Genomic DNA, 12,544 nt, shown 5'->3' with positions numbered 1-12,544 from the left:
GCGACACGGTCCGTGACAAGGGTCGCAGCGCGGCCCGTTGCGTACTCCTAAGATCTGCTCATGACAGGCACGGGAGGCCCGGCACACGACACGGGCGGGACGGATCAGCGCACGACGAACGGGCAGCGCGGCGCACGCTGGGAGCCCGGGGAGCACATCCTCTGGCGCTATCGCGGCCATGTACCCGGTACGGCGGGCCGCGCGTTCCACATCTGCCGGCCCGTGACGGTCGTCCAGGACACGGACGAGCTGCTCGCCGTGTGGATGGCCCCCGGCACCGAGTGCGTGAAGCCGCTGCTCGCCGACGGCACCCCGGTCCACGAGGAGCCGCTGGCCACCCGGTACACCGCGCCGCGCACCACCGCCCGCACCCGCTGGTCCGGCAATGGCGTGCTGAAGCTGGCCCAGCCCGGCCTGCCCTGGTCGGTGTGGCTCTTCTGGGAGCACGGCTGGCAGTTCCGCAGCTGGTACGTGAACCTCGAGGAGCCGCAGACCCGCTGGTCGGGCGGCGTCGACTCGGAAGACCACTTCCTCGACATCTCCGTCTACCCGGACCGCAGTTGGCTGTGGCGGGACGAGGACGAGTTCGACCAGGCCCAGCGGGTCGGCCTGATGGACGCCCGCACGGCGCGGGGTGTGCGGGAGGCGGGCCGGGCGGCGGTCGAGGTGATCCGCTCCTGGGGGGCGCCGTTCTGCGACGGCTGGGAGCTCTGGCGCCCGGACCCGGCCTGGCGGGTACCGGCCCTCCCGGCCGACTGGGACCGGCTTCCGGCACCGCAAGCGGCCTGATCCGAGCGCTCGTGGCCGGATCCCGACGGGAACGCGCTCCGGCGTATACGACCTCGTGAGACTCTTGATGCGCCCCCTGGGGTCAAACGTAGGATCGTCGTCCGCAAGGCTGCGCAGTACGAGGGAGCAGAAGCACAGGGCCCGACCGCAAGTCACCGAGCAGTCACAGAACGTCCGGTCGCGCAGCGTCTCGGACGGGACACGAGTCAGTCACAACAGGGGGTTGAGCTGTGCCGGAGGCCCGCCACCCTGTCGACGTCACCCCCAGAGCGGGTATACCGCCCCACGAGGCGATTGCATCGCACCCCCGGCCCGGATGGACGGAATCCCACGCGTGACGGAGCATCCCACCTCCCACGAAGGCCGACAGCCGCTGGCTGCCCGGTCCCAGGAACGCACCCGGCCGCGGGCGCAGGCGGCCGGGGCCTCCCCCGCGCCCGCCGGCCCGCCGCCGAAGCCGCAACCGCAGACGCAGCCGCCGGTGCCGGCGGCGCACCTGCAGGCCCAGGACATCGCGGGGACCGCGAGACGCGAGGGCGACCGGCTGCGGTTCGTGGGAGCGGCCACGCGGCGGATCGCCCGGGGCATCGACCTCGACGAGATCGTCCTCGGCCTGTGCCGGGCCACCGTGCCGACGTTCTCCGACGCGATCCTCGTCTATCTGCGGGATCCGCTGCCGGTGGGCGACGAGCGACCCGTCTCCCCGTTCGTGCTGCGCCTGCGCCGTACCGACAGGCTGCGTTCAAACGCTGACGACGGGGACCAGGGCGGCGTCGGCGCCATGCCGCTGCTCGACGCGGGCAGCGACGCCGTCCCGGCCGCCGAGCTGTGCGAGGTCCGCTCCGGAGGAGCGCTCTCCGAGGTGCTGCGCGGGGTGCGGCCGGTCTTCGGCGACTCCGCGGCGGCCCGCGCCGCCCTGCCCGAACTCCTCGGCGACGGACATTGCGTGCCGAGCGGCCACCGCGCGATACTCGCGCCGCTGCGCGGCCGCCGTCGGGTGATCGGTGCCGCGGTCTTCCTGCGCCGCCCCGACCGGCCCGCCTTCGAACCCAACGACCTGCTCGTCGCGGCCCAGCTGGCGACCCACACGGCGCTCGGCATCGACAAGGCGGTGCTCTACGGCCGCGAGGCGTACATCGCCGACGAGCTGCAGCGCACCATGCTCCCCGACTCGCTGCCCCAGCCCACCGGTGTACGGCTCGCCTCCCGCTACCTCCCGGCGGCGGAGACGGCCCGCGTCGGCGGCGACTGGTACGACGCCATCCCGCTGCCCGGCAGCCGGGTCGCGCTCGTCGTGGGCGACGTCATGGGCCACTCCATGACCTCCGCCGCGATCATGGGCCAGCTGCGTACGACGGCCCAGACGCTGGCCGGCCTCGACCTGCCGCCGCAGGAGGTCCTGCACCACCTGGACGAGCAGGCCCAGCGCCTCGGCACGGACCGCATGGCCACCTGCCTGTACGCGGTCTACGACCCGGTCTCGCACCGGATCACCATCGCCAACGCCGGCCACCCGCCGCCCATCCTGCTGCACCTGGGCGGGCGGGCCGAGGTGCTGCGGGTGCCGCCCGGCGCTCCCATCGGCGTCGGCGGCGTCGACTTCGAGGCCGTGGAACTCGACGCCCCGGCCGGAGCGACCCTGCTGCTCTACACCGACGGGCTGGTCGAGTCACGGCTGCGGGACGTGTGGACGGGCATCGAGCAGCTCCGGGAACGGCTCGCCGACACCGCGCAGCTCACCGGGCCGGACCACTCGCCGCCGCTGGAGGCCCTGTGCGACGACGTGCTCGACATGCTGGGCCCCGGTGACCGTGACGACGACATCGCCCTGCTCGCGGCCCGTTTCGACGGGATCGCACCGAGCGACGTCGCCTACTGGTTCCTGGAGCCGGAGGACGCCGCACCGGGCCGCGCCCGCCGTCTCGCGCGGCGGGCCCTGGCCCGCTGGGGCCTAGAGGAGCTGTCCGACTCGGTGGAGCTGCTCGTCAGCGAGGTCGTCACCAATGCCGTGCGGTACGCGGAACGGCCGGTGACGCTGCGGCTGCTGCGCACCGACGTGCTGCGCTGCGAGGTCGGCGACGACTCACCCCAGCTGCCGAGACAGCGCCGGGCGCGCGACACGGACGAGGGCGGCCGCGGCCTGTTCCTGGTCAACCGGCTCGCCAGGCGGTGGGGCGCGACACGGTTGTCGACGGGCAAGGTCGTCTGGTTCGAGCTGCCCACCCGCGCCTAGCCGGTCCCGTTCGCCCCGTCGGCCGTGGCTCGGGACCTCGGCCGGGATGCGCCGTCGGTTCGGTGTGAGTCCGCACCGACCGAGGATCCCGCCGTTGTCGGTGGCTTGTGGACAGCGGCCGTGTTCGAGGGCTGCGAGCGCTGCCGGGCGCGGCCTGCCGTGGTGTACCACTGGGCGGCGAGCACGGTGGCGAGGGCGATTTCGACGAGGTCGCCGCCGTAGTACATCAGCTGGGAGGCGGTGTGCCTGTCGCCGGTGGTGAACGTGGTACCGGGCGGGGGCGTGGCGTAGAGGGTCTTGGCGAGTACGGCGTGGGCCCATCCGGCGGCAAGCAGCGTGCTTCCGCGCCAGGCGAGGTTCCATCGGCGGCGTACCGGGTCCAGCCGGCAGATGGTGAAGGTGAACAGCAGTCCGGCGGCGATGACATGGACGTGCAGGGCTGTGCTGAGCAGCGGCTGGTGGTGGGTGGTGACCAGCAGGTGGGTCCGGTAGAGCAGCCACAGGCCACCGATGTCCAGGACAGCGGCCACGGGCGGGAAGAGCAGCCAGGTGGCCGGCCGGGAGTGTGCCACGGCGAGCAGACTTCGGCGGGCGGGCCCCGGGGGCACGGTGCGCAGCGTGAGGGTGAGGGGGCGGGCGAGGATCAGCAGCAGCGGGGCGGCCATGGCGGCGGTGAGGTGCTGGGCCATGTGGGCGGTGAACGGCTCGCCCGGCAGTCTCCCGGTGAACGCGTAAGCCAGCGCGGCGCTGCCGGCGACACAGGAGGCGTCACGGTAGCGGGGCCAGCTGTCGCCGCGCCGGCGCAGCCGGAGGGCGGCCAGCAGGTAGGCGAGCGCGGCCAGCAGCGCGGCCGCGGCGACGACGGGCCCGAGGGCGCCGGTGCCGCTGTGGCCGGGGTGGGTGTGAGTGTGGGCGAGGATCACGACACGGCCGGCGCGTGGCGGTGAGCGCGCACGGTCAGGGCGACGCCGATGAGAAGCAGGACGAGGCCGGCGATGTTCCAGGCCCAGTCGTAGGGGGTGACGTCGACGCCGTAGCGGACCTGGTGCAGGCGCAGCAGCTTGTGGTCGACGATTCCGTCAAACAGCTGGAAGGCACCCAGACCGAGGAACAACCCGGCCCAGGCGTGGTCGGCGGCCAGGGCGCGGCATCGGCGCAGATCGGCGAAGAGGAAGAACCCGGCGACCAGGGCGAGGAGCTCGCCTGTGTGCAGCAGGCCGTCGGACAGCAGGCCGACGCCCGGGGTGGAGCGGTCATAGAAATGGTGCCAGTGCAGGATCTGGTGGAAGACGATCTCGTCGATGGCGGCCATCACGGCCACACCGATCAGCGCGCACACGGCCAGCGACCGCCGTGGCCGCAGTCGGGCGCGGGACGGGCCCGGCCGGGCCGGTTCGCTGCTCATCGCGGGCTGGTCTCCTGAAGGGCGGTGTCTGTGATGCGGTACGTGTACCCCGTGTCGACCGTCGCGAGCCCGCCTGGTGCCGCATCCGGGCGACGGGTGCAGCCGCGCGTGCGCCACCCGCACCGAACAGTCGACAAGGGGACACACGGGGGGTGCCCGTGCCGACATGATGACCGGCCCGGCCGAGCAGCCCGGGGCGTCGGCCGCGCGCAGTGACCAGATTCCGGAGAACGCCACCGGGGTCGGTGCGAAGGACGTTGAGGAACTCCGGCGCCGCCGGGCCGCAAGGGCGCGTCGGGCCGGGCCGTCCACGTGCCGCGCCACGTCCGCACGGCACTCCGGCAGCGTCGACGGCACACGCCGCGCACACGACGGCGCCCGCACCCGGTTCTCGGGTGCGGGCGCCGTCGTGTGCGTTCCGCCGGCCGCTCAGGGGGTCAGCGGGCGGCGTTCCTCGTCGCGGTTCGCCTCGCCGTCACCGTCGCCGTCATCCGTCTCGATCGGCGGGGTGAAGGTCCCCGAGGGCGGGGTGAAGCTCGGGGTGACGGGCGCCTCGTCCGTCGGGGCCGGGTCCGCGGTCTCGGTGTCCGTCGGGGTGGGCGACGTCTCCTCGGACTCCGTCTCCGTCGGGGTCGGCGACGTCTCCTCGGACTCCGTCTCCGTCGGGGTCGGCGAGGGGTCGGGGCTCGCGATCTCCGCCACGTCCAGGTCGAACTCGGCGTCGGAGCCGCCGTTCAGCGCGCCCAGCGTGTAGTCGGCCCAGATCTTGGCGGGGAAGCCACCGCCGTTGGCGCGGCCCGCCTCGGCCGTGCCGGTGAGGGAGACCTGACCGCCGCCCTCCTTGGGCGACTCGCCGAACAGGGCCACCACGGTGGCGAGTTCTGGCGTGTAACCCGCGAACCACGCCGACTTGTTGTTCTCCGAGGTGCCGGTCTTGCCGGCCGCCTCGTAGGCGCTCGACTTCGCGTTGACGCCGGAACCGTTCTTCACCACGCCGGTCAGGCCGGCGGTCACCGTGTCGGCCGTCTCACGGCTGATCACCTGGCTGCCGATCGGGTCCTGGACCTCGATCTCGCGGTCCTTGTGCTCGGCCTTGGCGACGATCGTCGGGGTGACCTTCTTGCCGTGGTTGTCGAGGGTGGCGTAGACACCGGCCATGTCCCACGTCGAGGCGCTCATGGTGCCCAGCGCGATCGACGGCCGGACCGGGAAGTTCTTGTCCGGGACGCCCATGTCGAGCGCCGTCTCCTTCACCTCGTCCAGGCCGACGTCGACGGCCATCTGCGCGAACGCGGAGTTGATGGACCGGTTCAGGGACGTCTGGACGCTGACCGGACCATAGCTCCTGTTGAGGTCGTTCTGCGGGGCGTAGTGGCCGTCGATGCCCTCGACCGGGCGCTTGCTGTCCCCGTCGTAGACCGTGTTCAGGCCGATCGGGTCGCCGTCCTGGGTCTCGGAGCCGTTCTCCAGGGCGGAGGCGAACACGACCGGCTTGAACGTGGAGGCGGGCTGGTAGTCGCGGCGGGTGGCGTTGGAGACCCAGTGCTCGGTCGCGCCCACTCCGCCGTACAGAGCGACGACCTTGCCCGTCTTCGGGTCGACGGAGGTGGCGCCGGCCTGCACGGTGGCGTCGACCTTGCTGCCCTCGCGGTCGAGCTGGTCCTCGAGTTGCTCCGTGACCGCGTTCTCCAGCTCCTTCTGGCGCTTGGAGTCGATGTTCAGGGTGATCGTCCAGCCGCCGGCGTCGAGGTCGGACTTGTCGAGGCCCTGGCGCGCCAGCTCCTCCTTGGCGGCGTCGACGATGTAACCGGCCTGGCCGCTCAGGCCCGGAGGGGCCTTGGGCGCCCGGGGCACGGGGAACTTCAATCCGTCGCGGGTGCCCTTGTCGAGCCAGCTCTCCTCGACCATGTTGTTGAGCACGTAGTTCCAGCGGTTGGTCACCGCCTCCTTGGTCTCGTCGGAGGCGACGGCCCAGTCGTAGCTGCTGGGGGCCTGGACGAGAGCGGCGAGGTACGCGCCCTGGGCGACGTTCAGCTTCTCGGCGTCGACGCCGTAGTACGCCTGGGCGGCGGCCTGGATGCCGTACGCGCCGCGGCCGAAGTAGCTGGTGTTGAGGTAACCGGCGAGGATCTCGCTCTTCTCCTTGTTCCGGTCCACCTTCAGGGAGATCACCAGCTCCTTGAGCTTGCGGGTGATCGTCCGGTCCTGGGTCAGGTAGTAGTTCTTCACGTACTGCTGGGTGATGGTCGAGCCACCCTGCTTGCCCTGACCGGTGACGGTGTTCTTCAGACCGCGCAGCGTGCCCTTGATGTCGACGCCGGAGTCCTCGAAGAAGGTCTTGTTCTCGGCCGCGACGAAGGCGTACTGGACGTCCTTGGGGATCTTGTCCAGGCCGATGATCTCCCGGTTGACCTCACCGGTCCGGGCCAGGATCTTGCCGTCGCTGTACTTGTAGATGTTGCTCTGCAGCTTGGCCTCTGCGTTGGCCTCGGGGACCGGGACGAGCATGTAGGCCACGAAGAACGCGCCCATCGCCAGCAGGCACAGGCCGAAGAACGTGCCCAGGATCTTCCGGAACGTGAAGAAGCGGCGTATGCCCGAGGGCCCGGCTCTCCTCGCCCGGCGCGCACCGCGCTGCCGGGCCTGTCGCGCTTCCGCTCGACCCATCGCTTCGTCGCTCCGCTCTGTCGGCTGTGGGTGTCTGTCCGTCGGTATCGGTACCGGAACCCGCCCGGAATCAGCTCAGCAAGCTAACACCGGTCGTACAGACAAAGAGGCACCGATCCCCCCTTTTACGGACGTGAGAATCAGCACCCTCTCTCAAGGGAACCGACTCACGAGGGGCCCACAGGGTTGCGACATCCCATAAAGTGATATCACTCTGCTAGAGAGCAGAACGGCTCACGCGACACGGAAACGGGGATGTCCATGCCTGCTACCAGCACCATCGACCAGGACCGGGACCAGGAGCAGGGCCGGGCGGCCGACCTGCCGGAGATGCCCGGACCACAGGTCCGGGAGTTCGCCGCCAACAGCATCGGAGGCGGCCTGGCCCTGCTGCTCGGGCTGCTCGGACTGGCCGCCGGGGCGGCGCTCGTCGTCACCGCGACGGCGTTCGACTCCACCGGCACCAAGGCCGTACTGATCACCGGCGGCATCCTGGTCGGCATCGCCGCGTTCCTCGCCATGTGCGGACTGAACATGGTCGCGCCCGGCGAGGCCCGCGTCGTCCAGCTCTTCGGCCGCTACCGGGGCACGATCCGCACGGACGGGCTCCGCTGGGTCAACCCGTTCACCTCACGGGCCAAAATCTCGACCCGCGTGCGCAACCACGAGACGGCCGTACTGAAGGTCAACGACGCGTACGGCAACCCCATCGAGCTGGCCGCGGTGGTGGTGTGGAAGGTCGAGGACACCGCCCAGGCGATGTTCGAGGTGGACGACTTCCTCGAGTTCGTCTCCACGCAGACGGAAGCCGCGGTCCGGCACATCGCCATCGAGTACCCCTACGACGCCCACGACGAAGAGGGCCTGTCACTGCGCGGCAACGCGGAGGAGATCACCGAGAAGCTCGCCGTGGAGCTCCACGCACGGGTCGAGGCGGCCGGCGTCCACATCATCGAGTCCCGTTTCACCCACCTCGCCTACGCGCCCGAGATCGCCTCCGCGATGCTGCAGCGCCAGCAGGCGGGCGCGGTCGTCGCCGCCCGGCGCCAGATCGTCGACGGCGCCGTCGGCATGGTCGAGGCGGCCCTCACCCGGATCGCCGAGGACGACATCGTCGAACTGGACGGCGAGCGCAAGGCCGCGATGGTGTCCAACCTGATGGTCGTGCTGTGCGGCGACCGCGCGGCACAGCCGGTCCTCAACACGGGCACGCTCTACCAGTGACGCCGCCGCCCCCTTCCGATCGCAAACAGGTACTGCTGCGGCTCGACCCTGCGGTGTACGAGGCGCTGGCCAGGTGGGCGGGGGACGAACTGCGCAGCGCGAACGCGCAGATCGAGTTCCTGCTGCGGCGGGCGCTGGCCGACGCGGGGCGGCTGCCGGGGGGTACGCGGCCGATCGCCCGGCGGGGGCGTCCGCCGAAGGCGCCTCCGGCGCCTCCACCGGCGGGGGACGCGCCGCCGTAGGGGGCGTGGCCGCTGCGCGGGGCGTTTTCCCCTCCCCGCCCCTTCCCGAAACCGGGGGCTCCGCCCCCGGACCCCCGCGCCTCAAACGCCGGCGAGGCTGAAATGCCGCGCAGCGGCATTTCCAGCCCGTCCGGCGATTGAGGACACCGCGCGAAGCGCGGTACGGGTCCGGGCGGAGCCCGGTTTCGGGAAGGGGCGGGGAGGGGAACAGCCCGCCGCAGGCGCCACCCGCACCCGCGACGCGCCCCCGCCGCCCCCCACCACCCCGCCGTCACTCCGTCCGCAGGCCCTCCGGCCGCATCAGCCGCCACAGCGCCGGCAGGCTCAGCAGCGTCACGACCAGGATCAGGCCCGCCCCCATCGCCGCCACCGGCACGAACGCGCCCCAGTGCGTGACCTGTTTGCCGATCATGCGCAGCATCGCCGCGCCCAGTCCGACGCCGCCCGCGATCGCCACCGCCGTGCCGAGGACCACGGTGACGGCCGTCTGCCACAGGATCGACCAGGCCAGGGTGGAGCGCGGCGTGCCGAAGGCCACCAGCACGGACAGCAGGCGCCTGCGCTCCCGCAACTGCTCGATCAGGGCGACCGCCATCGACGCGGCGATCAGGCCCATCGTCGCGGTCGCGGCGGCCAGCAGTCCGCTGCGGAGACTCTCGTACTGCCGGTCCCGTTCGATCCGCTGGCTCGTCGCCACCCGTGCGGCGGGGTCGAGCCGCGCGACGGTGTTGCGGACGGACTCCCGCACATCGCGCACGCTCTCGTCGATCCGCACGCTCGCCGTGGTCCAGGCGCGGGGGATGGTCGCCGCGTCCAGCGCGCCCGGGGTGGCGAGGATGCCGAAGTAGTCGCCGACCATCGGGTCCGACCGCAGCATCACCGTCGGCGAGCCCTCCGGCAGCGTCCACGGCAGCGGCCCGGAGCCGTCCCGCGACGAGCCGCCGGCAAGGTCGACCGGCTTGCCTTTTCTGGCCGTCCGGTCGATCCAGCTGTTCGGCGGCTGGTTGCCCGCGTGGTGCGCGACGAACGTGTCGCCGTCCGCGCAGGAGCCGATCTCCGCCAGCTCGCGGAGCGTCGCGCAGTCGGCGACCGTCAGCCCCGTCGTCGGCCGGATGTCGTCGTCGGCGACCGGCTCGGGGCTGGTCACGTACGCCTCCACCACGACGAAGACACTTCGCACACCCGGCGTCCCTCGCAACGCGTGCGTCATCCCGTCGGCCAGTTCCACGCTCGGGAACTCGGCGGTCACCCTCATCTGCGCCCGTGACGCGTGCAGCCCGGTGACCCGGTTGAAGTCGTCGTGGACACCGGCGAACACCATCTGCAGCGCGATGGCACCGGCCACCGCGACCGTGATGCCGCTGACCGCCCTGACCGCCGGTCCGCTGCTCAGCTGCAGTCTGCGGACGGCCAGTTGCCAGGCCACCGGCCCGCCGTGCAGCCGCCGGACGGCCGTCTCCACCAGCCAGGGCAGCAGTGCCGTCAGTGAGAACAGCACCAGCAGCGTGCCGGCGGCGATCGGCCAGGGTTCGACGACCTCCGTCGTCTCCCCGACGGTCCCGGTCGCCATCAGTACGCCGATCCCCACGGGCAGCATCAGCAGCCGCCACCACAGCCGGCGCCGCCACGGCGCCGACCGGCGTACGACGCCCAGCGGCTCGACCATCAGCGCCCTCATCGCGAACAGTGTCACCGCGACCGCCACCACGGGCACGGCGAGCAGGATCAGCGCGGCGAGCAGCGGCACCGGTACGACGTCCGAGGGGAACGCGCTCAGGTCCCACACCCGCACGGAACCCGCGAGCCGACGGGCCAGGGCGAAGATCCCGATGCCGGCGGCCAGGCCGAGCGCCGATCCGAACAGGGCCTCGCCGGCCGCGATCCAGCGGGTCGTCCGCGCGTCAGCGCCGACCAGCCGCAGCGCGGCGAGGCGCCGGTCGCGCAGTTCGCCGCCGAAGCGGAAGGCGGTCGCGATGAAGACCGCCACCGGCACCAGCAGCACCACACAGGCCAGCACGATGACGACGACGAGCACGGGGCTCATGGGTCTGCCGCCGTGCCCTGCGCCGTAGCCGTCGGTCCGCAGGCCGCCGGTCTCTGTGGTCAGCGTGGAACTGCCCGCGTAGTACCGGAGCTCGCCGGGATCGAGGAGCCCTGCCTCGGTGATCAGGCCGACCGTCCGGTGGGGCAGGCGCTCCTTGAGGAGCCGGCCCTCCGGCGAGGCCAGCAGGTCGGCGAGCGCGGGTGACACGTACATCTCGCCGGGCCCCGGTGCCCGGTCGAGCCCGGGCGGCAGTACCGGATGCGCGCCGTCGGGCCGCATGATCTGGCCGCCGACCGTCTCGCCGCGGTAGTCGGTGGCCGCGTCGGCGACCACGACGGTCCGGTCGCTGCGGGCGGCGGACTCTCCCGACACGAGAGCGGTCGCGGTGCGCGCGGCGGAGCGCACGTCCCGGCCCACCGTCATCTGCGGCACGGACGCGGCGATGAGCAGCAGGGTTACGCCGAGCCCCACGCCGACGGCGGTCAGCGAGTTCCGCGTCCAGCCCTCGCGGCCGCCGGACGTACCGAACCGGATGCCCATGGCCAGGTCACGCAGCCGGGCGGCAGGGCCGCGGCGCGGTGGCGGCCCCGCCGCCGTCCGGCGGGTCTCCCGGGACGACGTCCTGCGGGCTTCTCGGGACTCGCCGAGCGTCGCGCTCATACGGTGAACTCCGGATCGCGTGACCTGCCGTCGCGTACGACGATCTCCCGGTCCGAGTACGCGGCGACCCGCGCCTCGTGCGTGACCAGGACGACGGCCGTGTTCTGCAGCCGGGCGGCGTCCGTGAGCAGGGACATCACCCGCTCGCCGTTGAGCGAGTCCAGGGCGCCGGTGGGTTCGTCGGCGAAGACGACCTTGGGGGACGGCGCCAGAGCGCGGGCCACGGCGACCCGCTGGCCCTGCCCACCGGAGATGTCGCCAGGCCGCTTGCGCGCCGCGTCCTCGACCTCCAGCCGTTCGAGCCAGTCGAGCGCGGTGCGCTCGGCCGCCTTGCGCTTCACGCCGCTCAGGCGCAGCGGCAGGGCCACGTTCTCCACGCAGCTCAGTTCCGGTACGAGCTGCCCGAACTGGAACACGAAGCCGAAGTCGGTACGCCGCAGCGCGCTGCGCTCCGCGTCCGGCAGGGCGGTGAGCTCGCGCCCGTCGTACACGACGGTGCCGGAGTCGGGCCGGACGATCCCGGCCAGGCAGTGCAGCAGGGTCGACTTGCCGGAACCGGAGGGCCCCATGACGGCGACGACCTCACCGGGGTGGACGGAGAACGAGGCTCCGTCGAGCGCGGTGGTCGGGCCGAAGGACTTGCGCAGTGCGTCGGCGACGAGCAGGGAGCCGGAGGGGATCACGGGCGGACCTCCGCGGCGAGCTGGTCGAGCCTGGCGGCGGTCAGTTCCAGCCAGCGCAGATCGGCTTCGAGGTGGAACAGGGCGTGGTCGCAGATGAGCTGGTCGGCGAGGTCTCCGCGGCGCTTGCGGTCGGTGAGGACGCGCATCAGACGCAGATGCTCCGCGCGCTGGCTGTCGAGGATGCCGGCGGCGGCGCGGCCGGTGAGCAGCGCGAGGACGACCTTCGTGTAGAGGGTCGACTGGAGGTACGGCTCCGGCTTCTCGGGCTGCGCGAGCCACTGGGAGACGTCGGTGATCCCGGCCTCGGTGATGGCGTACCGCTTCCGCTCCGGGCCGCCGCCGGCCTCCATGCCGTCGACCTCGACGAGACCGTTCTTGAGGAGGCGGGACATGGTCGAGTAGACCTGCCCGTAGTGGAGCGGACGGTCCTGCCCGAATCTCTCGTCGAACGCGCGCTTGAGGTCGTAGCCGTGGCGGGGACCGGATTCGAGGAGGCCCAGGAGGGTGTGACCGATGGACATGGAGGCACTGTACACAGGGTGTATACATGCCGCGTATAGCGCCCTTGCCGTACGCGCCACGGCCAAGAGAGACCGT

The 12,544-nt window shown here is 72.1% G+C and carries 10 protein-coding genes; 4 read left to right on the top strand and 6 right to left on the bottom strand.

The genetic code is table 11. The features are described 5' to 3' along the window. Positions 1 to 60: 60 nt before the first annotated feature. Entirely contained in the window at positions 61 to 789 is a 729-nt protein-coding gene (locus OGH68_RS23630) for a DUF402 domain-containing protein (RefSeq protein ID WP_264246965.1), read from the top strand. A gap of 334 nt (positions 790 to 1,123) precedes the next feature. After that, positions 1,124 to 3,022 (top strand): SpoIIE family protein phosphatase, encoded by a 1,899-nt coding sequence (locus OGH68_RS23625; protein WP_264246964.1) that lies wholly within the window; start codon positions 1,124 to 1,126, stop codon positions 3,020 to 3,022. Here the strand turns inward: OGH68_RS23625 and OGH68_RS23620 are convergent. From OGH68_RS23620 to OGH68_RS23610, 3 genes are all read right to left on the bottom strand, one after another. Next, positions 3,019 to 3,945, bottom strand: a complete 927-nt coding sequence (locus tag OGH68_RS23620) for a cytochrome c oxidase assembly protein (protein ID WP_264246963.1) — start codon at positions 3,943 to 3,945, stop codon at positions 3,019 to 3,021. The two genes, OGH68_RS23625 and OGH68_RS23620, sit on opposite strands and share 4 nt — an antisense overlap. Continuing rightward, complete coding sequence (locus OGH68_RS23615) at positions 3,942 to 4,427, bottom strand: DUF2243 domain-containing protein (protein ID WP_264246962.1); 486 nt, start codon at positions 4,425 to 4,427, stop codon at positions 3,942 to 3,944. The genes OGH68_RS23620 and OGH68_RS23615 overlap by 4 nt, the downstream gene beginning before the upstream one ends. A gap of 429 nt (positions 4,428 to 4,856) precedes the next feature. Next, on the bottom strand, positions 4,857 to 7,094 hold the full coding sequence (locus tag OGH68_RS23610; protein WP_264246961.1) for a transglycosylase domain-containing protein: 2,238 nt from the start codon (positions 7,092 to 7,094) through the stop codon (positions 4,857 to 4,859). 261 nt (positions 7,095 to 7,355) lie between these two features. Here OGH68_RS23610 and OGH68_RS23605 point away from each other — a divergent pair, with 261 nt between their 5' ends. Further along, positions 7,356 to 8,318 carry an SPFH domain-containing protein gene (locus OGH68_RS23605; RefSeq protein ID WP_264250241.1) on the top strand — a complete coding sequence of 321 codons (963 nt, stop codon included), beginning with the start codon at positions 7,356 to 7,358 and terminating at the stop codon, positions 8,316 to 8,318. Further along, positions 8,315 to 8,560 (top strand): hypothetical protein, encoded by a 246-nt coding sequence (locus OGH68_RS23600; RefSeq protein WP_264246960.1) that lies wholly within the window; start codon positions 8,315 to 8,317, stop codon positions 8,558 to 8,560. Before OGH68_RS23605 ends, OGH68_RS23600 begins: the two co-directional genes overlap by 4 nt. Positions 8,561 to 8,831: 271 nt before the next feature. On the opposite strand, the gene OGH68_RS23595 is transcribed toward OGH68_RS23600, so the two are convergent. From OGH68_RS23595 to OGH68_RS23585, 3 genes are read right to left on the bottom strand one after another with little or no spacing between them, the layout of a single operon-like run. Beyond that, complete coding sequence (locus OGH68_RS23595; RefSeq protein WP_413471023.1) at positions 8,832 to 11,264, bottom strand: FtsX-like permease family protein; 2,433 nt, start codon at positions 11,262 to 11,264, stop codon at positions 8,832 to 8,834. Further along, complete coding sequence (locus OGH68_RS23590) at positions 11,261 to 11,947, bottom strand: ABC transporter ATP-binding protein (protein ID WP_264246959.1); 687 nt, start codon at positions 11,945 to 11,947, stop codon at positions 11,261 to 11,263. Before OGH68_RS23590 ends, OGH68_RS23595 begins: the two co-directional genes overlap by 4 nt. Next, positions 11,944 to 12,468, bottom strand: a complete 525-nt coding sequence (locus OGH68_RS23585; protein WP_264246958.1) for a PadR family transcriptional regulator — start codon at positions 12,466 to 12,468, stop codon at positions 11,944 to 11,946. Before OGH68_RS23585 ends, OGH68_RS23590 begins: the two co-directional genes overlap by 4 nt. Positions 12,469 to 12,544 lie beyond the last annotated feature (76 nt).

This window comes from Streptomyces peucetius, assembly GCF_025854275.1.
In the GTDB taxonomy this organism is placed as follows: domain Bacteria; phylum Actinomycetota; class Actinomycetes; order Streptomycetales; family Streptomycetaceae; genus Streptomyces; species Streptomyces peucetius_A.
Note: the sequence above shows the minus strand (reverse complement) of the source record. Positions and strands in the feature narration are given on the sequence as shown.